The sequence below is a fragment of the Carnobacteriaceae bacterium zg-84 genome, assembly GCA_013874835.1.
Classification (GTDB): domain Bacteria; phylum Bacillota; class Bacilli; order Lactobacillales; family Aerococcaceae; genus WM01.
This window is the reverse complement of sequence record CP059430.1, coordinates 75036-98026: the sequence shown is the minus strand read 5'-3', so window position 1 is coordinate 98026 and position 22991 is coordinate 75036. Positions and strand designations below refer to the sequence as shown.

The following is a 22991-nucleotide window of genomic DNA, read 5'->3' as shown; positions in this document are numbered from 1 at the left end:
GCAACTGCTATTCACACCATTATTTACTAATTCTTGAAAACAAGGCAATTTACACCTTTCTTCCCGATACCCCACCAACGCACAAAATAAGGCTAACAATCTCGTTAGCCTTATTTTTATTTTATTCATAAATTGTTAAATCATCTTCGTTTGTTGCTTCGTATTCCCCGTCAGCAATGCTGTATACGCCATTTGTTTTATTGCTTAAAACTTCTGGTTTCATACGGCGGTATCTAGACATACCTGTCCCGGCTGGGATAATTTTACCGATGATAACATTTTCTTTTAGACCTAATAATTCGTCACGTTTTCCACGAATAGCAGCATCTGTTAAGACACGTGTTGTTTCTTGGAATGAGGCAGCAGATAAGAAACTATTTGTTTCCAATGACGCTTTTGTAATACCTAGTAATACTGGACGTGCTGTCGCAGGAGTATCACCCATACGTAATGTTGCCATATTTTTCTCTGTAAAGTCTGCAATATCCATCAATGTGCCTGGTAAAATTTCAGTTGCACCTGGATCCATAACGCGTACTTTGCGTAGCATTTGACGAACCATTACTTCAACGTGTTTATCTCCAATTTCTACCCCTTGCATGCGGTATACTTTTTGCACTTCACGTAGTAAGTATGTTTCAACTGATAATACATCACGTACACGTAATAACTCTTTAGGATCAATAGACCCCTCTGTCAACGGCATACCACGATGTACACTATCTCCTACGGACACTTTTAAGCGAGAAGTATATGGTACTGTATAAGTTCTTGTATCTGTTTTCCCTTGTACAGTAACATCTTTACTTCTATCTGAAGGATTTTCTTCGATAGACGTAATATCCCCCGCAACTTCGGTAATGATAGCACGACCTTTTGGATTGCGCGCTTCAAAAATTTCTTGAATACGAGGTAAACCTTGTGTGATGTCATCTCCAGCAACCCCGCCTGTATGGAATGTACGCATGGTTAACTGTGTTCCTGGTTCCCCGATAGATTGCGCCGCAATAATACCTACTGCTTCCCCAACCTCAACATCTGAACCTGTTGCTAAGTTACGTCCATAACAGTGTTTACATACACCATGGCGGGTATTACATGTAAATACTGAACGAATTGTTACTTCTTCAACACCTGCTTCTGTGACACGGCGAGCATCATCTTCAGTAATCATTGTATTACCTTTTACGATAACTTCATTTGTTTCTGGATGGATAATTGAGCGTTTTGCATAACGACCCACTAAACGTTCTTCTAAACTTTCAATAACTTCATTGCCTTCTTTGATAGCAGAGATAGTTAATCCTCTATCTGTTCCACAATCTGTTTCACGAATAATCACATCTTGTGCAACGTCTACTAAACGTCTTGTTAAGTAACCTGAATCGGCTGTTTTTAAAGCTGTATCGGTCATCCCTTTACGAGCACCGTGTGTAGAAATAAACATTTCTAAGACAGATAACCCTTCACGGAAGTTAGACGTAATTGGTAATTCCATGATACGACCGTTTGGAGCAGCCATCAAACCACGCATACCAGCTAACTGTGTAAAGTTGGAAATGTTACCACGGGCACCAGAGTCACTCATCATAAAGATTGGGTTTCGATCATCTAATGATTCCATTAAGGCAACTTGGATGTTATCTTTCGCTTCGTTCCAAGTTGAAATAACATTTTGGTAACGTTCTTCATCCGTAATCAAACCACGTCTAAATTGTTTTGTAATATTATCAACTTTTTTATGCGCTGCATCTAAAATATCCTTCTTCACAGCTAAGTTTGTAATATCAGCAATACCAACAGTAATTCCCGAACGTGTTGAATAACTGTATCCTAAGTTTTTCATTCTATCCAACATCTCAGATGTTTGCGTGATGTGGAATCGTTTGAATACTTCAGCAATGATGTTTCCTAGATTTTTTTTCTTGAATGGTGCTACTAATGGTTGTTCTTGGATAAAATCAGACACATTCACGCCTCTATCTACAAAGAACTTATCAGGTGTAGCCACTTCTAAATTATATTGCGTTGGTTCATTTAAATAAGGGAACTCAACTGGCATAATTTCATTGAAGAAAATTTTACCAACTGTTGTCACTAACAAACGTTCTTTTTGTGAATCTGTAAATGGTTTATCCCCTAAAGCTGTTGGATCAACGGCAATACGTGTGTGCAAATGAACAAAACCATTTTGATAAGCGGTTCTAACTTCATCAACACTGCTAAACATCATACCTTCTCCAACACGACCAGCGTCTTCCATAGTCAAGTAATAGTTACCTAAAACCATATCTTGAGAAGGTGTTACAACCGGTTTACCATCTTTTGGATTCAAGATATTTTGTGCAGCTAACATCAATAAACGTGCCTCTGCTTGCGCTTCTTGTCCAAGTGGTACGTGAACAGCCATTTGGTCTCCGTCAAAGTCGGCATTATACGCTTCACACACTAGTGGGTGTAAACGAATTGCACGTCCTTCAACCAACGTTGGTTCAAACGCTTGGATACCTAATCTATGCAATGTAGGTGCTCGGTTTAGCAATACTGGATGTTCGCGAATAACTTCTGCTAATACTTTCCATACATCATCATCTTGACGTTCAATTTTACGTTTTGCATTTTTGATATTTCCTGCTAATTCGCGTTCTACTAATTCTTTCATTACAAATGGTTTGAATAATTCAATCGCCATTTCTTTTGGTAGTCCACATTGATACATTTTTAAATTTGGACCAACAACAATAACAGAACGACCAGAGTAGTCAACACGTTTACCTAATAAGTTTTGACGTAAACGACCTTGTTTCCCTTTCAACATGTGTGAAAGAGATTTTAATGGGCGATTTCCTGGTCCTACAACCGGTCTACCGCGACGACCATTGTCAATTAGAGCATCTACTGCTTCTTGCAACATACGTTTTTCATTTTGTACAATGATAGTAGGAGCGTTAATCTCAATAAGACGTTTTAAGCGATTATTACGGTTAATCACACGGCGATATAAATCGTTCAAGTCACTTGTTGCAAAACGTCCGCCCTCTAACTGAACCATTGGTCTTAAATCTGGTGGAATAACTGGTAATGTGTTCATCACCATCCAGCTAGGTCTATTGCCTGAATGTCTGAATGCATCTAAAATATCCAAACGACGAATTGCTCTTGTACGGCGTTGTCCTTGTGCTGTTTTTAACTCTTCTTTTAGTTCTGTAACTTCTTTTTCTAAATCTACACGTTCTAATAATTTTTGAATGGCTTCAGCTCCCATCATAGCAGTGAACTGGTTTCCATATTTCAATTTATATTCACGGTATTCACGTTCTGATAATAATTGTTTGTTCTCTAAAGGTGTTGTTCCTCCATCAATGACAACATAAGAAGCAAAATAAATAACTTCTTCTAATGAACGAGGACTCATATCCAATACCAATCCCATACGGCTTGGTATGCCTTTAAAATACCAAACGTGTGATACTGGCGCTGCCAATTCAATGTGTCCTAAGCGTTCACGGCGGACTTTCGCACGTGTCACTTCTACTCCGCAGCGGTCACATTTTACGCCTTTGTATCGAATACGTTTATATTTACCACACGAACATTCCCAGTCTTTTGTAGGTCCGAAAATACGTTCACAAAACAGACCTTCTTTTTCTGGTTTTAATGTTCGATAGTTTATTGTTTCTGGTTTTGTGACTTCACCATAAGACCATTCTCTTATTTTATCTGGTGATGCTAGTGAAATCTGCATACTATCAAAATTATTTACATCTATCAAGGGGCCAACCTCCCTTTATATTTTTCGAGCTGCCCAATATGCTCTTTTATTCATGAATCTAAGAGAGCTATGCTCTCTTAGATATTATAAATCAATGTCTGCGTCATCAATGTCATCCAATGTTATGAATTCATCATCCACAACATCTTCTTCAACGATTTCTTCTTCAGCCAATTCTTCATCAACTTGTCTTAAACGTTCTGCGTATTGTTCTAGGCGATTGACGTTCACAACATCATCGTCATCGTCCATATCACGCAATTCAATTTCTTCGTCATTTTCATCAAGCACTTTCATGTCTAAACCTAATGCTTGTAATTCTTTTACTAATACTCGGAACGCTTCTGGCACACCTGGTTTTGGAATTTGTTGACCTTTAACAATCGCTTCATATGTTTTCACACGACCAACAGTATCATCAGATTTGTATGTTAAAATCTCTTGTAATGTATAGGCTGCTCCATACGCTTCTAATGCCCATACCTCCATTTCACCAAATCTTTGTCCACCAAATTGTGCTTTACCTCCAAGAGGTTGTTGCGTAACAAGTGAGTATGGACCAGTTGAACGAGCATGTAATTTATCATCAACCATGTGTGCTAGTTTAATCATGTACATGACACCAACGGATACACGGTTATCAAATGGTTCTCCTGTTCTACCGTCATATAAAACTGTTTTAGCATCTTTTGCCATACCAGCTTCTTCAATCGTACCCCAAACGTCTTCTTCACGAGCACCGTCAAATACTGGTGTTGCAACATAAATACCTAATTCTCTAGCTGCCATACCTAAGTGTAATTCAAGTACTTGTCCGATATTCATACGTGAAGGAACCCCTAATGGATTCAACATGATGTCTACTGGTGTTCCGTCAGGTAGGAATGGCATATCTTCTTCAGGCATAATGCGGGATACAACCCCCTTATTACCATGACGTCCAGCCATTTTATCCCCTTCGTTAATTTTACGTTTTTGTACGATATATACACGTACCAACATATTTACACCTGGAGATAGTTCATCACCATTTTCACGTTTGAAGATTTTTACATCATGAACAATACCACCACCACCATGAGGTACTTTTAATGATGTATCACGTACTTCTCTTGCTTTTTCACCGAAAATCGCATGTAAAAGGCGTTCTTCTGCTGATAATTCTGTCAAACCTTTTGGTGTTACTTTACCAACTAAAATATCACCATCTTTTACTTCTGCTCCAACACGAATAATACCAAATTGGTCTAAGTTGCGTAACATATCTTCCCCAACATTAGGGATTTCACGTGTGATTTCTTCAGGCCCTAATTTAGTATCACGAGCCTCTGATTCATATTCTTCAATATGAATAGATGTGTACACATCATCTTTTACTAAACGTTCACTCATAATAACAGCATCTTCATAGTTATAACCTTCCCATGTCATAAAGGCAACAAGTACATTTTGGCCTAATGCCATTTCACCTTTTTCCATAGATGGTCCATCTGCTAAGATTTCTCCAACATCTACTCTATCGCCTTTTGAAACTAGCGGACGTTGGTTATAACATGTTCCTGAGTTAGAACGAGCGAATTTAATAATATCGTATTTATCTAACGCTCCATTATCGCGACGCACTCGAACTTCTTTTGCATCAACATACTCTACAATACCTTCATGTTTACAAATCAAGGCTGCTCCAGAGTCATGTGCTGCTTTATATTCCATACCAGTACCAACAAAAGGTGCTTTTGGATTAATTAAAGGAACAGCTTGACGTTGCATGTTCGCTCCCATAAGAGCACGGTTTGAGTCGTCATTTTCCAAGAAAGGAATACACGCTGTCGCTACAGCAACTACCTGTTTTGGAGATACGTCCATATAGTCTACTCTTTCAACTGGTACTTCCAAGTTACCTTGAGCAGATCTTGCCATGACAAGTTCATTTACAAAACTTCCGTCTTCATTTAACGGAGAGTTCGCTTGGGCAATCACAATGCTTGCTTCTTCATCTGCTGTTAAATAATGAATTTCGTCTGTTACTTTGTGTGTTACTGGATCTACTAAACGATACGGCGTTTCAATAAATCCATACTCGTTTACTTTCGCATAACTTGATAAACTGTTAATCAAACCAATGTTTGGTCCCTCTGGCGTTTCGATTGGACACATACGACCGTAGTGAGAATTGTGTACGTCACGTACTTCATATCCTGCGCGGTCACGTGTCAAACCGCCTGGTCCAAGGGCTGATAGACGACGTTTGTGCGTCAACTCACCTAATGGGTTTGTTTGGTCCATAAATTGTGACAACTGTGATGAACCAAAAAATTCTTTGATGGCAGCTACAACCGGACGAATATTGATTAACGCTTGTGGCACAACTGTTTCTGTGTCTTGAATAGACATACGCTCACGGACAACACGTTCCATACGTGCCAATCCTACACGGAATTGGTTTTGTAATAATTCACCAACTGAACGAATACGTCTATTTCCTAGATGGTCAATATCATCTACTGAACCTAATCCTTCAGACAAATTCAAGAAGTAGTTCAATGAAGCAATAACATCAGCAGATGTTAAGCTTTTAATATGTGAATCTACATTGCCATTTCCAATCACATTGATGATACGATCAGGATCATTTGGTGAATAAATTTTGACAATTTGGATAACAACCGGATCTGTCGTAACACCGTCATCTGTTGGATATAATGTCACAGCATTTAATCCATTGTTAAAATGCGGTTCTAATTTTTCTAATACATCTTTAGATAAAACCGTTCCTGCGCTTGCTAACACTTCGCCTGTTTCTACATCTACAAGTGTTTCAGCTAATGTTGTATCTCTTAAACGTAGTAATAAGTTTAATTTTTTGTTAACTTTATAGCGACCTACCGCAGCCATGTCATAACGTTTTGGATCAAAAAAACGTGCATTTAATAAATTACGTGAACTATCTGCCGTTTTCGGTTCACCCGGTCTTAAACGATCATAAATATCTTTTAACGCTTCTTCTGTTCTTGTATCGGCTGCATTTTTATGTACATCTTTTTCGATTGTATTTTTTAGTTGAGGATCTTCACCAAAAATATCTAAAATTTGGTCGTCAGAACCAAAACCTAGAGCACGAACAAGTGTTGTTACAGGAATTTTTCTTGTGCGGTCAATACGTGCATAAGCAATATCTTTTGCATCTGATTCATATTCTAACCACGCCCCACGGTTTGGAATTAACGTTGTTCCAAAACTACGTTTACCATTTTTGTCCATTTTTTCATGGTAGTAAACACCTGGAGAACGTACTAACTGAGAAACGATAACACGCTCTGCCCCGTTGATGATAAATGTTCCCATTTCTGTCATCAATGGTAAATCTCCAAAGAATACGTCTTGGTCTTTCACTTCTCCCGTTTCTTTGTTAATCAAGCGTAATTTAACATACATCGGTGCAGAATAATTCACATCTCGATTACGAGATTCTGCTAAACTATATTTTGGTTCTTGGAAATGATAATCTAAAAATTCTAATTGTAACTTACCTGCATGATCTTCGATTGGTGAAATATCATGTAGTACATCACGAATACCTTCTGCTAAGAACCATTCATAAGAATCTGTTTGAATTTCAATTAAGTTTGGTAATTCCAACACTTCACTAATTCTCGCATAGCTGCGACGTACACGGTGTTTACCATATTGAACATTATGTCCTGCCACTCATGTCACCCCTAGTTTATTTTATATAACATTTTCGTTACTTTTATTACAATTACGTTACAAAAATCAATAATGAGCAAAAAAAAGGCAAAAGAAATATGTTTACACAATGATTCTTTTGCTCCTAAAATGCGAATAAAATAAGGATTGGACAATATTTCAACACTTATTTTTGATTTTAAGTACACGTTTTGCATTATGATATTATACTCCTTTCAGTTCTTTATGTCAAAATATAATAAACAAAAAGCGTTAAGTTTATCATGCAAAACTTAACGCTTTTTTATTATTTAATTTCTCGGGTTTGTGCCACTATTTTATACCAATAGGCACTCTTTTTAGGATAACGTTCTTGTGTATCAAAATCGACATAAAATAAACCGTATCGCTTATTATATCCATTTGACCATGAGAATACATCCATTAACGACCACAAGAAATATCCTTTTACAATTACTCCATCCTCGATTGCTTGATGAATAGCCTCTAAATGTTGTCTAATATAGTCAATTCGTGGCTCGTCATCAATTACGCCGTCTTTAAACTCGTCCTTATACCCCATACCGTTTTCTGTTACATATATTTTTTTATAGTTTGGATATTCTTTTTTTATACGCACCATCATATCATATAGTCCCTTTGGATAAATGAGCCAATCCCAATCCGTACGTGGAATATCCATATCAAATTTATGTTCCCCTACACCTTTTAATCGGAATACAGACGTCCCCTTCTCGCCTGTTCCATTATGAAAAATCTCATTCTCACCAGAATAATTTTGAATAAAGTTGCTTTGATAATAGTTGATACCTAAAAAATCATTTTTATCACTGGCATGTTTCAGCAACTCTAAATCTTCTTTTTTTATGTCAACACTCGCATTATTCGCCCTTAAAATAAACTGAATGATGTCCAATGTTTCTGCTGAGTATCCTCCATTGAATGTCGCCTCTAATAAAAATGTATTCGATAGTGTATCATCTTTTTTAGCAGCAAATGTATTTTCTTGCTTGTTTTCATAAGGATACTTATATTCTAATGAATGAATAACACCTATTTCCCCTTTTATTTTCAATGCTTTAAAAGCAATCACTGTTTTAGCATGCGCAAGCATCATATTGTGCATAGATTGCACAAGTTTTCCATAATCAAATCGAATACCCGGCGGAAACTTTCCGACTAAGTATTGCCCACTTGATACTGGCCAAATTTCATTGAAAGTTACCCAATAACGAACATCTTCTTGAAATTCTTTAAAGCAAAAGATTGCATAATTCACAAAATGTTCAATATTATCTCGATTTAAAAAATCTCCATTACAATGTAGTACTTCTGGCGTGTCAAAATGATGTAATGTGACAAACGGTTCAACATGTCTTTTCCGACACTCTTTAAACAAACGATGATAAAAATCAATTCCTTCTTGGTTAGGCGTCCCATAACCTTCTGGAAAAATGCGTGACCATGCAACTGAAATTCGAATACCGTTTATACCGAATTGTTCACTTAACGCCAAATCAATGGGATACTTATGATAAAAATCACTAGCAGGTTCTGCTAGAAACTTTCCCTCTTTCTCTAAATATGTATCCCATGCAACCCGCCCTTTATTCCCCTCTTTTGTGGCACCCTCTGCTTGATACGCAGCAGTTGCTCCACCAAACACAAAATCTTTTGGTAACTTTTTCAACCCAATAACCTTCTTTCTAATCTTGAAACTGTTTTAACACAAAATCTAAAGAACCTTTCGGATCTCTTGTTAAGCCAATATATTCAGCACCTTTTGTTTTTACTAATTTGATATGCAATGCATCTGTTTCTTTTTTGATATCTTCATAGTTAGAAGCTACTTGTGGTGCTAGTACGACTAAATCAAAATTTGATAATATATCATGATGTGCTCCATAGGAGTCTGCCGCTGCACTAATTGGCTGTTGATACTCTTTTGCGGCTTTATTTAGTGCATTTGCTAAAAGTCCACTTGTACCACCACCTGCACATAAGACAAGTACGCGTGTTTCATTTATTAATACAGTCGTGTCAATTTCTGTTTGTGTATCTTGTTGATTCTCTTTTAAATATTGTTTTTCAGTCAATTCTTTTTCTAAAATTTGTTTATCATACACTTTAAAAAATGGATAATAAATAAGTGTATCAAGTATAATCAGTAATGGTGCTAATACGAATGCAAACTTATCCAGTCCCGTCGTTAAAATCAGTCCTATCGGGGCAGGTGTTGTCCAAGGAAGTGTATGTATACTTCCGTTCATTCCTAGTACATCAACAAATCCTTTAAATAAAAAGACGTTCACAATCGGAGCTAACACAAAAGGAATGAAGAAAACAGGATTTAAAACAAGTGGTGCTCCAAATAAAATAGGTTCATTCACTCCAAAAGCTGTTGGAATAAAGGACGAACGCCCTACCGCTTTATTTTGTTTCGATTTACCTAACCACATAAACATAAACGGCACAACAAATGTCGCTCCTGTACCTCCCATTGTTGCAACAAACATTTGTAAACCCGGTGTCACAATATTGGTTGCATGTGCGCCTGATTGAAATAATTTTAAATTAGCATCTACATTGATATACATTAACGCTGCTACAGCAGGTTCAACAACAGACGGCCCATGAATACCAACAAACCAAAATAACGCCATGGCTCCATAAATAATTGCAATACCGACATAACCGTCCGCTGCACTAAATAGCGGTTGTAACACTTCAATCATTGCTTGCGCAAAATGTTTACCTAATAAACTTCTAATTAGAATATCAATACCAAATAATACAAAAACAGTTAAGCTAAATGGAATAACATTTTTGAACGTTTGCGCAATATTCGGTGGCACTTCTTCTGGCATACGAATTGTAATATTATTTTTTGTACATAAATAATAAATATTTACTGTAATAAAAGCTGAAATAAATGCCGCTATTAGTCCAGTAGTACCTAAGTAGCCTTTTGAAAAGGCATTGTCTACTAAATCACAAGATAACAATAAAAAACCAACAATCGCTGCTAACATCGTCGATATATGGTTTATTTGATTTGTTTTTTCTAATTGACGATTAAAAGAATCTGTCAAAGACTTTGCCGTTGTAGCTGAAACAAGTACAGCAATAATCCCCATTGAATAATGATATGGTTTCATAATGAGTGCTTCAATATCTTTCGACCAAAAGAATCCAAAAACATTTGGTACAAAAGCAACCAATAGAAACATACTCGAAAATAATACAACTGGCATTGCGGCGATAAAGCCTTCTTGAATAGCTCTTAAATATTTGTTTCTTGAAATTTTTTCAAAAAATGGTTTTGTTGCTTCAATTTTTGATATTAACCCATTCATGTTTAACCCTACCCTTTTTTATATAAATAGATAATATGTTCCACAAGATCTTTTAACAATAATGTTGTCATCAAATGGTCTTGCCCATGTATCATAATAAAACTCATTTCAATATCATCGCCACTTGCTTCTTTAGCTAGCATATCTGTTTGAGTTTTGTGTGCATTCTTAATATTCTCTTGTGCTTCTGCAATCAATTCCTGAGCCTCTTCAAAATGACCTTCTTTTGCTTTTGATAGAGCATCTAAAAGAGCAGAACGAGCATCCCCAGCATAAGCGACAATTTCAAACCCGAGCATACAAACATCTTCTTTTTTCATTCGTTCACCCCCTTTTCAAATTTTTCCGTCCATGATGTCGCCGTAGTATTTAAAACGAAATTTAATGTTTCAATATGTTTTTTTCCTATCGTTTGTAACCATTCGATCGTTTTTTCTTTACCGTATCGAACAAATACCTCAATAGCTCCGCTCCATGTGGCACGTCCACATAATACACCATTGAAAGTTGATCCAGCTTCTTTAGCCAATACTAATGTCTTTTGGAATAAGTCAGCAGACACTCCTGCACTCAAAAAAATAAATGGTAGAGGAGTGCTATCTGACTGCATTTTAAAGAATGCCTTTGCTTCCTCTTGTGTATAGACAGATTCAACACCTTCTTGTGTAAAACCTTCAACAAATGCCATATTTACAGGCACCTCAACTTTCAATACATCTACACCGTATTGAACTTGACTAAATTCTTTCATCGCCTCAATAACCTTGTTAGGTTTTATACGGGCGTATTCTATACTTGTATTATCTTGAATAAGATTATCGTATGTCACAATTTCTAAAAAGAATGGTATATCTTCCGCTCGACATTCACTACCAATTCGTTCGATATACGCTTTTTTTCTATCGTTGATAGTCATCACATCATCTATATTGTAATAAAGTAAAAACTTACAAGCATCCGCACCTTGTTCTTTCAATCGTTTTACGGACCATGTATCCAATATATCTGGTAGACGTCCAATAGTATTGGCATCATATCCTGTTTTTTCATATGCAAGAAGTGCCCCTGCTGTTGAATGTCGAACACGCATTGCTTTTATCCCATACTCTGCATCTAATAAAATCGATGAGGCATAAGCAGTCAGTTGAGATGATACCAATATTTTGAACTGTTCAATTTGTTCAACACTAGCTTTTTCTTCTTGATGGCGCTCTATCATTTTTCTCAAAGCTCCTCGTTGATCAACTGCTAATGCTGATAAAATACCCTTTTCATTACTTAATCTATTTAAACACTCTCTTTTCCCCTTTGTTAAAAACATCTTACACCTCTCTTACTTGAATACCGTCATAAAGTTCTTGATAACGTTCTAAATTCACATGTCCTGTAATATTTTCCATTGCATTTAACATACCTAATACATTTGCTTTTTTCAGCAAATCTACATCAGAAGCTTTATGGGCTAAACTAGATACAATACCCGCAACCGTAGAATCTCCCGATCCAACTGGATTAACAACTTGAATTTTTGGAATATCTACTTTGTAATAGTTATTATGATGTTTAGCAAAGGCACCGTCTTTACCTAAAGATACAATAATCCATTCGATGTCTTTGAATAAATCATGGGACAGCACCTCTTTTAATACATCTATATCTAATGTAATTTGTTTCTTCAATAACTGAGATAGTTCATCAATATTTGGTTTGATAGCAACGGGCTTAACATTACTTTGGAGAACTTCGCTTAAACTATCTCCAGAACAATCTAAGACAACAGGTTTCCCAGCACGTTCACAAATAGATAGCATATCAACATAAAAATTGGCTGGTAATCCTTTTGGTAAGCTTCCTGAAATAGATACAATCTCCACATGTTCAATTTGTTTTTGAAAATATGCTAAAAAAGCATTAGCTTCTGAGTCTAATATGGTTGGACCACTTTCTAAAATCTCTGTTTGTTGCCCATTGTGTAAAATAGCAATACAGTTACGAGTATGTCCAGAAATATTAAAAAAGTCATGTTTAATGGATGCAGTATTTAATTTGTCACGTATATCCTCTCCTAAAGCTCCTCCCAAAAGTCCCCCAGCAACAACTTGTTCACTTAGCTGGTGTAAAACACGTGTCACATTTAACCCTTTTCCTCCGGGCGTTTTGTGAACAGATGACACTCTATTGACAGTGTCTAAATCAAATGTATCTAATTGATACGATACATCTACTGACGGATTCATTGTTATTGTTAAAATCATTTTATTTCCTTCTTCCTAATTCTTTTTCTAGAATGGCATCACAATTTGTAAAACATATTGTATGATCTTTTACTCTCCTAATTGTCCACTTTCTTAATTATTAGTCGTGATAATATCCTTCGTTCCATTTTTGTAAAAATTCATCAAAAAAATACGGATTATCCATATCATCATGTTTACTTTCAAGACATTTTATTTTAGCAATGATTTTTTCTGTGTATTCTGTCGGCTTATATTCTGCATGAATAAAGGCATCAATAATATCACACATCAACAATTCTCCAATAATCTTACCGCCAAAACCGATAACATTGGCATTTAATTGTTCTTTGGCATAAAGAGCTGTTGTCATATCTCTGACAAGGGCTGAGCGAATACCAGGTACTTTATTCACCGCATTATTTATACCCACCCCTGTACCACATATACATACACCTAAATCTGCAGCACCACTAGATACTATTTCACCGACTTTTTTTCCAAAAATGGGATAGTGCGTTCTTGTAAAATCATACGTTCCAACATCAATCACATCATGACCTTTAGACTTCAAAAAATCAGATACAACAATTTTTGTATCCGTAACAATATGATCACAACCTATTGCAATTTTCATTCTGTTTTCCCCTCTCCTTTTTAACACATTTTATTCAGCATATCGACGCGTATTTGATGACGTCCTCCATCATAATGAGCTGATAGAAATGCGATAACAATTTGTTTGGCTAATTCTTTTCCAACAATATTTGCACCAATCGTAATCAACTTAGCATTATTATGTCCACGTGTCATGTAAGCTGATCGTTCATCCGATACTTCCGCAGCAATGATACCTTTTATTTTTGTAGCAGTTATAAAACTACCTGCACCATAACCGTCAAAAACAATGCCTAAACTATCCACATCTTTTTTCAATGCCATCGCAACACGATAAGTGGTGTCTACAAAATCATCTGAAGCACTTAAATCAATGACATTATAATCTCTTGATAGCAAATACGTTTTAATATCATTTTTCAGTGCCTCCCCTTCCGTGTCAGCCCCTAAAATAACATTCATACTCATTAATACCTCCTTTTCAAAGATAATGAAAGATATTCTCTCTGTTTGTATTATAAACAAGTTTAAACATAAAATCAACATATTTTGTTTAAAAAATAAACATTTTATTGTTTGTATGTTTAAAAGTCTATATAACTAGTTTTTACAGAAAAAATAAAAAGCAATAACTTTCCTAAAATCAATATCTGTTTAAACCAATAAATTTGTTAATACTTAAAAAGGCTTGAAATCAACTTATTAAATATGTTGATTTCAAACCTTTTAGTTTAATTCTATATTCATTATTTTAAAATACTTTTGTAAAAGCACTTAATTCTTTTTTATATTCAGCATCATTTCCATTAATAATAACACCGCTAATTTTATCCAAAGTATAAAATGCTGAAAAATCTTCTTTTCCTATTTTAGAAGTATCAATCAATAAATATTTATCTAGAGAATTATTCAGTGCCATTTGTTGTGTATACCCTTCTTTGAAAGTAGATGTCATAATGGCATTATCTTTGACGCCATTACTACTAAAAAAGATTTTACTAAATCTCATTTGTGATAAAATCATATTGGTTAAATCACCACAAAATGATTTCGTCACCTCTCGCATTTCTCCACCTAATAAATAAATTTCTATATTTTCAGATTTTTCTTGCATCAGTATATTGTAAATTGGCAGACAGTTGGTAATCACACGCAGAGATTTTTTCGTTTTGACAATTTTATCTGCCAACATCGCTACCGTTGTACCAGGTCCCAAGAAAACTGTATCGCCTTCTTCTATTAATTCTAATGCTTTTGAGGCTATTTCTTTTTTCTCTTCAATGTTCATCATGTGCTTATCATCATGAGATAATTCTTTATGTTGGAAAACATTTTTACTTCTAGCACCCCCATGTGTTCGAACTAAAAAACCCGATTCTTCTAATTCTGTTAAATCTCGGCGCACGGTCATATCTGATACATTTAAATTATCTACAATATCCGAAACACGTATACTCCCTTTTGTATCTACTAATTTAATAATCGCTTCTAATCTTTCTTCTTTACTTAACATATCGTACCTCTCACCCTTAACAAAAGACTCTCTTTCATTATACACAAAACAAACAAAAAACAAACATATTTTGTTTAAAAAGAAAACAGCTTAAAAAAGCTGTTTAATAGTCTGTATCGGCTGTTTCTCCTTGGCAAATCGCCACACCGCTAGAAGCTCCTAGTCTTGTTGCACCTGCATCAATCATCGCTTTCGCATCTTCTTTTGAACGAATACCACCACTTGCTTTGACGCCCATATCTTTTCCTACAACTTCACGCATGAGTGCTACATCCGCAACTGTTGCACCTCCTGTTGAGAATCCTGTTGATGTTTTAACAAAATCAGCTCCTACACGTCGACAAATATCGCATACTTGGCGTTTTTCATCATCTGTTAATAAACACGTTTCAATGATAACTTTACTTAATGCTCCATGTGTTTTCGCAACGTCCACAACCGCTTTAATATCCTTTTCAACTAATACCCAGTTCTGTGATTTTACAGCCCCAACGTTAATAACCATATCTACTTCATCCGCTCCATTTTCAATAGCATTTTTCGTTTCAAACGCTTTGACTTCTGGTGTATTAGCTCCTTGTGGAAATCCAATAACAGTACACACTTTTACTGTTGATTCTTTTAACTGGTCAGCGGCAAAAGCTACCCATGTTGGTTGAATACAAACAGACATGAAGTCATATTCTTTTGCTTCTTGACAGATTTTTTCAATATCTTTTTGTGTTGCATCTGTTTTTAAAATTGTGTGGTCGATGTATTTATTTAATGCCATTTTTAGTTTCCTCCTAATTCTAAAGCATACGATAATGATGAAAGTAAGTACAACGGAGCTGTTTCTGCACGCATAATTCTAGGACCTAGCCCACAAAGTGTTGCACCCGCCTTTTCTAATAATGTAATTTCATCTGGAGAAAGTCCTCCTTCTGAACCAAAAATCGCTAAAAGTCGATCATTGGGTTTTAAAGATGTATATATTTTTTTTAATTGACTCATCTCTGACTGTTTCGCACTTTCTTCATACGCAACAATCACATGAGTGTAATCGTTTAAATGATTTATTAGTTGTTTAAACGACATCATTGGATAAATCGTTGGAACATAGTGCCGATGGCTTTGTTCTGCTGCTTCTTGTGCAATTTTTTGTAATCTTTGTATTTTCTTGTCTTGTTTTTTCATCTCCCATTTTACAACAGACCAACTCGTTTCAACTGGTAAAATACTATGTACACCTAATTCTGTTGCTTTTTGAGCAATAAACTCTAATTTATCCCCTTTAGGTAAGCCGCAAGCAATCGTCACATCAACAGGTAATTCTACCTGCCTATCATCATCCGCAATGTACGTGAGCCAAACAACATCATCTTCTATTTCTGTGATTTCAGCTAGAAATGCACGTCTGTTCGGTTCAACTAAATACACACATTGCCCGACCTTCATACGCATGACACGTATCATGTGGTGATACTGCTCTTTTACAATACCAATTCTATCTTTATTGACAACACTATCTAAAAAGTATCGTTGCATGCATCATCCTCTAGTGGTTTCACACAAATAAGTGACACCCAATCTTTCATACAATTTTCTTGAATAATGTCAAATCCTTTTTGTTGTAACTGTATCATCAGTTGTTCTTTTTTAGACAAAATAATACCGGACAAAATAAAATGTCCACCATATTTCAAGTTGTTCCAAGCATCATCGACCAATTTCTCTAAAATTTCAGCTAGAATATTTGCCACAATAATATCAACTTGTGTATGAACGCCCGTTAATAAATCATTCTCTTTCACAATAATATCTGCATATCCATTTAGGAGAATATTTTCTCGAGCAACACTTGTTGCTTTTTCGTCTAAATCATAGGCTGTCACATGTTTAGCACCTAATTTTTTTGATGCAATACTTAATACACCAGAACCCGTACCTACGTCTAAAACTATCTCGCCTCCACGTATCACACGTTCCAGTGCTTCTAATGATAGTTGTGTTGTTGGGTGTGTACCCGTACCAAATGCCATCCCTGGATCCATTTCAATGATTTGTTCATGCTCACTTGGTTGATAGTCAATCCAGCTAGGTACAACCGTTAAATAACGTGTAATACGTACGGGGAAGTAGTGTTTTTTCCAAGCATTCGCCCAATCTTCTTCTGAAACACTTGATAATAAAATTTCATTTCTTCCTAAAGGCAAATCGTATTGAGTTGCTTCATTTAATTTTTCTTGTATCAAAGACTGGATTTCAATAATATTTTTTGTATCTGGAAAATAACCTGATACAAATACTTCTTGGGTGTCATAAATATCTTCTACTTCAGGTTTAATCTGCCCAAATCCGTCGTCTTCTAAATACAGTAAGTCACTCGGATCTTCAATCGATACACCATTTGAACCTGCTTCAATTAAAATACTCGATACCATTTCTGTTGCTGGCGACGTTGTCGCTATTTTTAATTCATACCACTTCATCTTTAACCTCATTTATATTGTAAATAAAATGTATCAAATCTATTGATGTCTTTTCTTGTTTGAATATATTGTTGAAAGAGCAATTTATCAAAAACAATATCTTCATCATCTGCATGTTTTGCTTTTAGAGTCATGTGTCGTAAATAATCTAAAAATGTATCCACCTCACCTTTTAAACATCCTTTATCTTTTTCAAATGTTAATACAGCAAAATAATACGTTTCATTCAATAAACTAATTTTAGGATCATGTATTAACACTTTAAATTGTTTTTGACTGATTTGGAACATTATTTCTATTTCTGCACGTTCAGATACATTCGATACACGCCAACTAGATACGCTATATTTCGATAAATAGTGTAAAATATATGTAATTAAATCATTCTGTTTCATATTACCTCTTACACTAAAAGTGCTTCTAATATTGCCATATTCATATACACACCGTTTTTCATTTGTGTCAATATACGGCATTTGTCTAATGTCAGTACCTCGGGTGCGATTTCTACACCTTTATTGATTGGACACGGATGCAAAATAATCGCTTTTTCTTTCATGTTCCCTACTCTATCAAGAGTCAATCCATAATCTTTAAAATAGGTTTCATCACTAATGGATAGACTATGTCTTTCACGTTGAATACGTAAAAGAACCAATACATCTACCTCTTTAACTAAAGCGTCCATTGACATGTAATCTCCATACATCTGACATTTATCATTCTGAAATACTTCTGGACCGGAAAAATAAACTTTCATACCTAAGCGTCTAAACATTGCCATATCTGAATTAGCCACACGAGAATGTTTAATATCACCTACAATACCTACTTTTAAGCCTTCAAAAGAACCAAAATGTTCATAAATCGTCATCAAATCAATCATACTTTGAACGGGATGTTCACCCATTCCATCTCCAGCATTTACAATGGTGCATGTCACATTTTTATCTTCTAATAAAGAAGTGTAAAATTGTTCTTCATCAGAACGAATAACAAGTACATCAACACCTAATGTACACATCGTAACAACTGTATCGTGTAAGCTTGCTCCTTTTGTCACACTACTTGTTTCATAATCAAAGCTCAGTTGCTTAATCCCTAAATGATGTTCTGCCATTTCAAAAGCACATCTTGTATGTGTACTACTTTCAAAAAATAAATTGGCAATAAATTTAGGTTCTAAAAAATGGTAACTTGCCCCTTTTTTATATGCAATAGCTCTATCAATAAGCGATTGAACAATCTCTTTACTTAAATCACTAGTTGATACAAAGTGATTTAAATGTTGTAAATTTTTTCTTCCCATAGGTCTACACTCTCTCCAGTACAACCTCATCCACGTTGTCTACTTCTTTTAATCTTACAAAAATTTGCTCTGTTAAAGATGTTGGCATGTTTTTACCGATATAGTCAGCTTTAATTGGTAGTTCTCTATGACCTCTATCTACTAATACACCAACCGTAATGCGTTTAGCTCTTCCAAAATCCATAAGGGCATCCATTGCTGCACGTACAGTTCTAGCAGTAAACAATACATCATCAATCAATACAACACTTTGCCCTTTTATAGAAAAGGGAATATTCGATTCATTCACAACGGGTTGTGCTCGATCATCTATTTCATGTCGGTCATCACGATATAATGTAATATCTAATTCTCCTACCGGAACACTGACACCTTCAAATGTTTGAATTTTTTCTGCAATACGTTTTGCCAAATAAATCCCTCTTGTTTTAATACCAATCAGAACAAGATTTTCTGTTCCTTTATGTCTTTCTAAAATTTCATGTGTAATACGCGTTAACGCTCGATTCATTGCCGCTTCTTCTAAAATCAATATTTGTTCCAAAATATCATCACTCTTTCTCTATTCTTCTTTATTATTATACCGAATAGTTTACAGATAAAGCAACAACCACACTACCAACTCAGGCTTTAGACTGATTTTTTATCAAAAAACACAATATATAGTTACATAAATGCTTCTTATAACTATATAATCGACTTTTTTTAAAAAACCTCTATTTTTTATAAATCATTCATGTTATAATATACGCATAATGACTAAAAAGGTAAAAGCACCTCTAACATTGAAAGGAGTGGTTACTAGATGATTACCTTATATACTTCCCCAAGCTGTGCATCTTGTCGTAAAGCACGTTCTTGGTTAGAAGAACATGATATTCCTTATGTGGAACGTAATATTATTTCTGAACCTTTATCTATTGATGAAATAAAAAATATTTTGCGTGTGACAGAAGACGGAACAGAAGAGATTATTTCTCAGCGTTCTAAAACCTTTAAAAAACTAGATATCAATATAGATGAACTACCATTAAGTCAATTATTAGATTTAATTCACGAAAATCCAACATTATTACGTCGCCCTATTTTAATGGACGATAAAAAATTGCAAGTCGGTTTTAACGAAGATGAAATCCGTCGTTTCTTACCACGTTCTGTGCGTGTATTAGATTTAATTGCTGCACAGCAAGCTATATAAAACAAAACTCGCTTTAGACAGTTTGTCTAAAGCGAGTTCGTATTAACAGCGAACGGACGTTTTGACGTCCGTTCGCTGTTTTTATTTATTTCCATTCAATTGTGTAGGTTACTGCACCGTCAGACCAACGCACAGACATTACTTGGTACCCACTATACTTTTTATCTTGTAACATTTTTAATTTTTCTGGATTATTCAAAACATCTGCACCGTATGAATATGCTTCATCTAATGTATCAAATTCTAATCCTGAATTACCTAAGTCATCCAAACGATGTGCTGTTGATTTTTCTTTTTTTGCCTCTGTTGTTTCACTTGTTTTTTCTGTTGTTTGTTGAGTTGTTTCTTGTCGGGTTTGTGTCGTCACATAGGTTCCTTTTGTTTGTTGTGATTGCGTCGTCATCACTTGTCGTGAAAGGGCACCGTTCTCTAGTTTATTCACTTGATTATTGCGACTTGCATCATTCACTAGTGTAAAAAACAAGATGATTGCAATAGGAATAATAGATAATAGACCTACTGTCACAATAATTTGAATAGGAGAAATTTTTTTATGCGCTTTTCGTTTTGTTTTTTTAGCCATAAGTCACCTCTTTTATAAAACCAATTCCTCTAAAATATGCGCAACACCGTCTTCATCATTTGATGTTGTCATATAAGTCGCATGTTCTTTGACTCTATCCACTGCATTTCCCATTGCAACACCGTATCCAGCAACATCAATCATATCAATGTCATTATCGTTGTCGCCAATCGCCATTATTTGAGAAAGATCTATATTTAGAAACGTAGCTAAAGCTGCTACTGCATTTCCTTTGTTGGCATCTTTATGCAAAATTTCCAAGTAAAAAGGTGCACTTTTTACGAGGAAATATTTTTCTTTTATTGCTTGTGGTATTTTCAACAAAACATCATCTAAAATATGCGGTTCATCCACAAACATCATTTTGTATGGATTTAAATTTATATTTTTTAACTCGTCTATCGTTCGATAAGCAATGGGCATATTTACCAATACAGATTCATACGCTGTATAAATACCAATCATACGATTTGTCGTATATAAAGCATCATCTCCAGCAGCATGATAATGAACTTGTAATGTATCTGCCAATTCTCTAATTTCGTCTAGTTCTTTAAATGTAAAGGAATATGATTGAACAATTTGTTTTTTGTTGGTCGACTGTACCAAGGAACCATTATAGGAAATCACATATTGTTCATCACTCATTAAGTCTAACTCGTTCAAAAGGTTTTCAACACCTTTCGTTGGTCTTCCTGTACATAACACAATTTTTACACCTTTTTGTGTTGCTTTTTTAATTGTTTCTTTTACTTTAGGTGTCAGTTCACCTTTAGAATTTAATAATGTTCCGTCTATATCAATAGCGACCATTTTTATATTCGTCATGACTTCTCCTTAATAAGTTACTCAACTTTATTTAAAATCGTTTTAAACGATTCGTACTCCAATAATTCCTTAGGAAAATAAAACCGTATATCTCCATTTTCTTTTCCTGTTAAAGACTCTACCAACATACTCGCTTTGGACAGTTCAAGTAATGTGCCGTCTTTTTTCATCAATTTAATTGATGTACGTGCTTTCTTTTGGTTTGGTCTATAAAAATCATATGGTAAATCATAGCTATTATTGTATCCTGTATAATATTTTTCAGAAAATCCTTTAGACTCTGAAAAATCAATAATATTCTGTACATAGTCAGAATGCTCTACCGATACAGATTTCAGTGGTTTTCGAGATAAATAACGATGTGCCAAATCTTTTAAAACCGTATCGTTTTCATTTAAAAATAACGTAAAATAGGTGGTCATCACACCGTCATCTAATTTTAAATAATCTTGTAATGTCCATCTTTTTTCAAAAAACGGAATAAGGAGTGGTACATTCTGACTATTCTCTAAAGACCCATTATGGTAACAGTCATTCGCACGTTCAAAAAGGTTGTGAATAATCATTTCAACACCTCTAGAAACTGGATGAAAATAAACTTGCATATACATTTGATAACGACTGACAATGTAATCTTCTACCGCATGCATTCCGGAATAGTCAAAACAAATACCCTCTTTATATGGTTTAATGACTCTTAAAATACGATTTAAATCGAACATACCATAACTAACTGCCGCAAAATAGGCATCTCTTAATAAATAATCCATTCTATCAGCGTCAATTTGACTAGAAATCATTTGCACAACTTGTGGATTTGGATATGTTTTTTGAATAACAGATGCTACTTTTTCAGGAAACTCTGGACTAATTTGCGTTAAAATATGATTGATTTCTGTTTCTTTGGATAAGATAATTTTTGTTGTTAAACTTTCATGATCTGTATCAAAGACTTTTTCAAAAGTATGTGAAAATGGACCATGCCCAATATCGTGCAATAACGCTGCACATAATGTAACAAGTCTTTCGTTATCATTCCACAAGCCGTCCCCTTCTACTTTTGATTTATAAGCACGCTCAAATTTATCGCAAATACGTCTTGCTATTTCATAGACACCTAATGAATGCGAAAACCGTGAATGCTCTGCTCCATGAAAAATAGAGGACGAGGTCCCTAATTGTTTAATACGTCTTAATCTTTGAAACTCTGTTGCGTTAATTAAATCTAGTATTGTTTTATGTTGTACATGAATATAACCATGTACAGGATCTCTGAATACTTTTTCCCTCTCTAATGAAAACGTCATTCATACGCCTCCTCTTCATTCCAATTCGTATACTTTCCTTATTGTAATTATATCTCTTTTAGTTCGTTTTTCAAAGGGGTTGTGTCTATTCATC

At 35.1% G+C, this 22991-nt stretch carries 20 protein-coding genes; 1 reads left to right on the top strand and 19 read right to left on the bottom strand.

The features are described 5' to 3' along the window. Positions 1–121: 121 nt before the first annotated feature. The 16 genes from rpoC to pyrR form a co-directional block, all read right to left on the bottom strand. Entirely contained in the window at positions 122–3772 is a 3651-nt protein-coding gene (gene rpoC, locus H1220_00425; protein QMI85888.1) for a DNA-directed RNA polymerase subunit beta', read from the bottom strand. Between the two features lie 84 nt (positions 3773–3856). Beyond that, on the bottom strand, positions 3857–7480 hold the full coding sequence (gene rpoB, locus H1220_00420; GenBank protein QMI85887.1) for a DNA-directed RNA polymerase subunit beta: 3624 nt from the start codon (positions 7478–7480) through the stop codon (positions 3857–3859). 286 nt (positions 7481–7766) lie between these two features. After that, entirely contained in the window at positions 7767–9170 is a 1404-nt protein-coding gene (gene lacG / locus H1220_00415; GenBank protein QMI85886.1) for a 6-phospho-beta-galactosidase, read from the bottom strand. 16 nt (positions 9171–9186) lie between these two features. Further along, complete coding sequence (locus H1220_00410) at positions 9187–10836, bottom strand: PTS lactose transporter subunit IIBC (GenBank protein QMI85885.1); 1650 nt, start codon at positions 10834–10836, stop codon at positions 9187–9189. Between the two features lie 8 nt (positions 10837–10844). Beyond that, the gene (locus H1220_00405; protein QMI85884.1) at positions 10845–11156 is read right to left on the bottom strand and encodes a PTS lactose/cellobiose transporter subunit IIA; all 312 of its coding nucleotides are present in this window, start codon (positions 11154–11156) and stop codon (positions 10845–10847) included. Next, positions 11153–12157: a tagatose-bisphosphate aldolase gene (gene lacD / locus H1220_00400; protein ID QMI85883.1), complete on the bottom strand. Its 1005-nt coding sequence runs from the start codon at positions 12155–12157 to the stop codon at positions 11153–11155. Before lacD ends, H1220_00405 begins: the two co-directional genes overlap by 4 nt. A 1-nt stretch (position 12158) precedes the next feature. Further along, the gene (locus tag H1220_00395) at positions 12159–13091 is read right to left on the bottom strand and encodes a tagatose-6-phosphate kinase (protein ID QMI85882.1); all 933 of its coding nucleotides are present in this window, start codon (positions 13089–13091) and stop codon (positions 12159–12161) included. Between the two features lie 100 nt (positions 13092–13191). Next, positions 13192–13707 carry a galactose-6-phosphate isomerase subunit LacB gene (gene lacB, locus H1220_00390; GenBank protein QMI85881.1) on the bottom strand — a complete coding sequence of 172 codons (516 nt, stop codon included), beginning with the start codon at positions 13705–13707 and terminating at the stop codon, positions 13192–13194. A gap of 20 nt (positions 13708–13727) precedes the next feature. After that, entirely contained in the window at positions 13728–14150 is a 423-nt protein-coding gene (lacA, locus tag H1220_00385) for a galactose-6-phosphate isomerase subunit LacA (protein ID QMI86610.1), read from the bottom strand. A gap of 289 nt (positions 14151–14439) precedes the next feature. Continuing rightward, on the bottom strand, positions 14440–15201 hold the full coding sequence (locus tag H1220_00380) for a DeoR/GlpR transcriptional regulator (protein ID QMI85880.1): 762 nt from the start codon (positions 15199–15201) through the stop codon (positions 14440–14442). Positions 15202–15304: 103 nt separating this feature from the next. Further along, positions 15305–15973: a deoxyribose-phosphate aldolase gene (gene deoC, locus H1220_00375; GenBank protein ID QMI85879.1), complete on the bottom strand. Its 669-nt coding sequence runs from the start codon at positions 15971–15973 to the stop codon at positions 15305–15307. A gap of 2 nt (positions 15974–15975) precedes the next feature. Continuing rightward, on the bottom strand, positions 15976–16728 hold the full coding sequence (locus H1220_00370; protein ID QMI85878.1) for a 16S rRNA (uracil(1498)-N(3))-methyltransferase: 753 nt from the start codon (positions 16726–16728) through the stop codon (positions 15976–15978). Next, positions 16710–17672: a 50S ribosomal protein L11 methyltransferase gene (prmA, locus tag H1220_00365; GenBank protein QMI85877.1), complete on the bottom strand. Its 963-nt coding sequence runs from the start codon at positions 17670–17672 to the stop codon at positions 16710–16712. The genes H1220_00370 and prmA overlap by 19 nt, the downstream gene beginning before the upstream one ends. Positions 17673–17680: 8 nt before the next feature. Next, complete coding sequence (locus H1220_00360) at positions 17681–18067, bottom strand: hypothetical protein (GenBank protein ID QMI85876.1); 387 nt, start codon at positions 18065–18067, stop codon at positions 17681–17683. An 8-nt stretch (positions 18068–18075) separates the two neighbouring features. After that, the gene (locus tag H1220_00355) at positions 18076–18981 is read right to left on the bottom strand and encodes an aspartate carbamoyltransferase catalytic subunit (GenBank protein QMI85875.1); all 906 of its coding nucleotides are present in this window, start codon (positions 18979–18981) and stop codon (positions 18076–18078) included. A gap of 4 nt (positions 18982–18985) precedes the next feature. Further along, positions 18986–19528 (bottom strand): bifunctional pyr operon transcriptional regulator/uracil phosphoribosyltransferase PyrR, encoded by a 543-nt coding sequence (gene pyrR, locus H1220_00350; GenBank protein QMI86609.1) that lies wholly within the window; start codon positions 19526–19528, stop codon positions 18986–18988. 258 nt (positions 19529–19786) lie between these two features. On the opposite strand from pyrR, the gene spxA reads away from it, so the two are divergent. Next, positions 19787–20179 (top strand): transcriptional regulator Spx, encoded by a 393-nt coding sequence (gene spxA / locus H1220_00345; GenBank protein ID QMI85874.1) that lies wholly within the window; start codon positions 19787–19789, stop codon positions 20177–20179. A gap of 85 nt (positions 20180–20264) precedes the next feature. On the opposite strand, the gene H1220_00340 is transcribed toward spxA, so the two are convergent. From H1220_00340 to H1220_00330, 3 genes are read right to left on the bottom strand one after another with little or no spacing between them, the layout of a single operon-like run. Beyond that, positions 20265–20762 carry a hypothetical protein gene (locus H1220_00340; GenBank protein ID QMI85873.1) on the bottom strand — a complete coding sequence of 166 codons (498 nt, stop codon included), beginning with the start codon at positions 20760–20762 and terminating at the stop codon, positions 20265–20267. A 12-nt stretch (positions 20763–20774) separates the two neighbouring features. Continuing rightward, complete coding sequence (gene yidA / locus H1220_00335; protein ID QMI85872.1) at positions 20775–21590, bottom strand: sugar-phosphatase; 816 nt, start codon at positions 21588–21590, stop codon at positions 20775–20777. A 17-nt stretch (positions 21591–21607) separates the two neighbouring features. Further along, on the bottom strand, positions 21608–22897 hold the full coding sequence (locus H1220_00330) for an HD domain-containing protein (protein QMI85871.1): 1290 nt from the start codon (positions 22895–22897) through the stop codon (positions 21608–21610). Between the last annotated feature and the right edge of the window lie 94 nt (positions 22898–22991).

What these genes read in the sequence shown, in the direction of transcription:
- H1220_00410 (QMI85885.1), bottom strand. Translation starts at nt 10,836, where the DNA reads ATGAATGGGTTAATATCAAAAATTGAAGCAACAAAACCATTTTTTGAA.
- H1220_00405 (QMI85884.1), bottom strand. Translation starts at nt 11,156, where the DNA reads ATGAAAAAAGAAGATGTTTGTATGCTCGGGTTTGAAATTGTCGCTTAT.
- lacD (QMI85883.1), bottom strand. Translation starts at nt 12,157, where the DNA reads ATGTTTTTAACAAAGGGGAAAAGAGAGTGTTTAAATAGATTAAGTAAT.
- H1220_00395 (QMI85882.1), bottom strand. Translation starts at nt 13,091, where the DNA reads ATGATTTTAACAATAACAATGAATCCGTCAGTAGATGTATCGTATCAA.
- lacB (QMI85881.1), bottom strand. Translation starts at nt 13,707, where the DNA reads ATGAAAATTGCAATAGGTTGTGATCATATTGTTACGGATACAAAAATT.
- lacA (QMI86610.1), bottom strand. Translation starts at nt 14,150, where the DNA reads ATGAATGTTATTTTAGGGGCTGACACGGAAGGGGAGGCACTGAAAAAT.
- H1220_00380 (QMI85880.1), bottom strand. Translation starts at nt 15,201, where the DNA reads ATGTTAAGTAAAGAAGAAAGATTAGAAGCGATTATTAAATTAGTAGAT.
- deoC (QMI85879.1), bottom strand. Translation starts at nt 15,973, where the DNA reads ATGGCATTAAATAAATACATCGACCACACAATTTTAAAAACAGATGCA.
- H1220_00370 (QMI85878.1), bottom strand. Translation starts at nt 16,728, where the DNA reads ATGCAACGATACTTTTTAGATAGTGTTGTCAATAAAGATAGAATTGGT.
- prmA (QMI85877.1), bottom strand. Translation starts at nt 17,672, where the DNA reads ATGAAGTGGTATGAATTAAAAATAGCGACAACGTCGCCAGCAACAGAA.
- H1220_00360 (QMI85876.1), bottom strand. Translation starts at nt 18,067, where the DNA reads ATGAAACAGAATGATTTAATTACATATATTTTACACTATTTATCGAAA.
- H1220_00355 (QMI85875.1), bottom strand. Translation starts at nt 18,981, where the DNA reads ATGGGAAGAAAAAATTTACAACATTTAAATCACTTTGTATCAACTAGT.
- spxA (QMI85874.1), top strand. Translation starts at nt 19,787, where the DNA reads ATGATTACCTTATATACTTCCCCAAGCTGTGCATCTTGTCGTAAAGCA.
- H1220_00340 (QMI85873.1), bottom strand. Translation starts at nt 20,762, where the DNA reads ATGGCTAAAAAAACAAAACGAAAAGCGCATAAAAAAATTTCTCCTATT.
- yidA (QMI85872.1), bottom strand. Translation starts at nt 21,590, where the DNA reads ATGACGAATATAAAAATGGTCGCTATTGATATAGACGGAACATTATTA.
- H1220_00330 (QMI85871.1), bottom strand. Translation starts at nt 22,897, where the DNA reads ATGACGTTTTCATTAGAGAGGGAAAAAGTATTCAGAGATCCTGTACAT.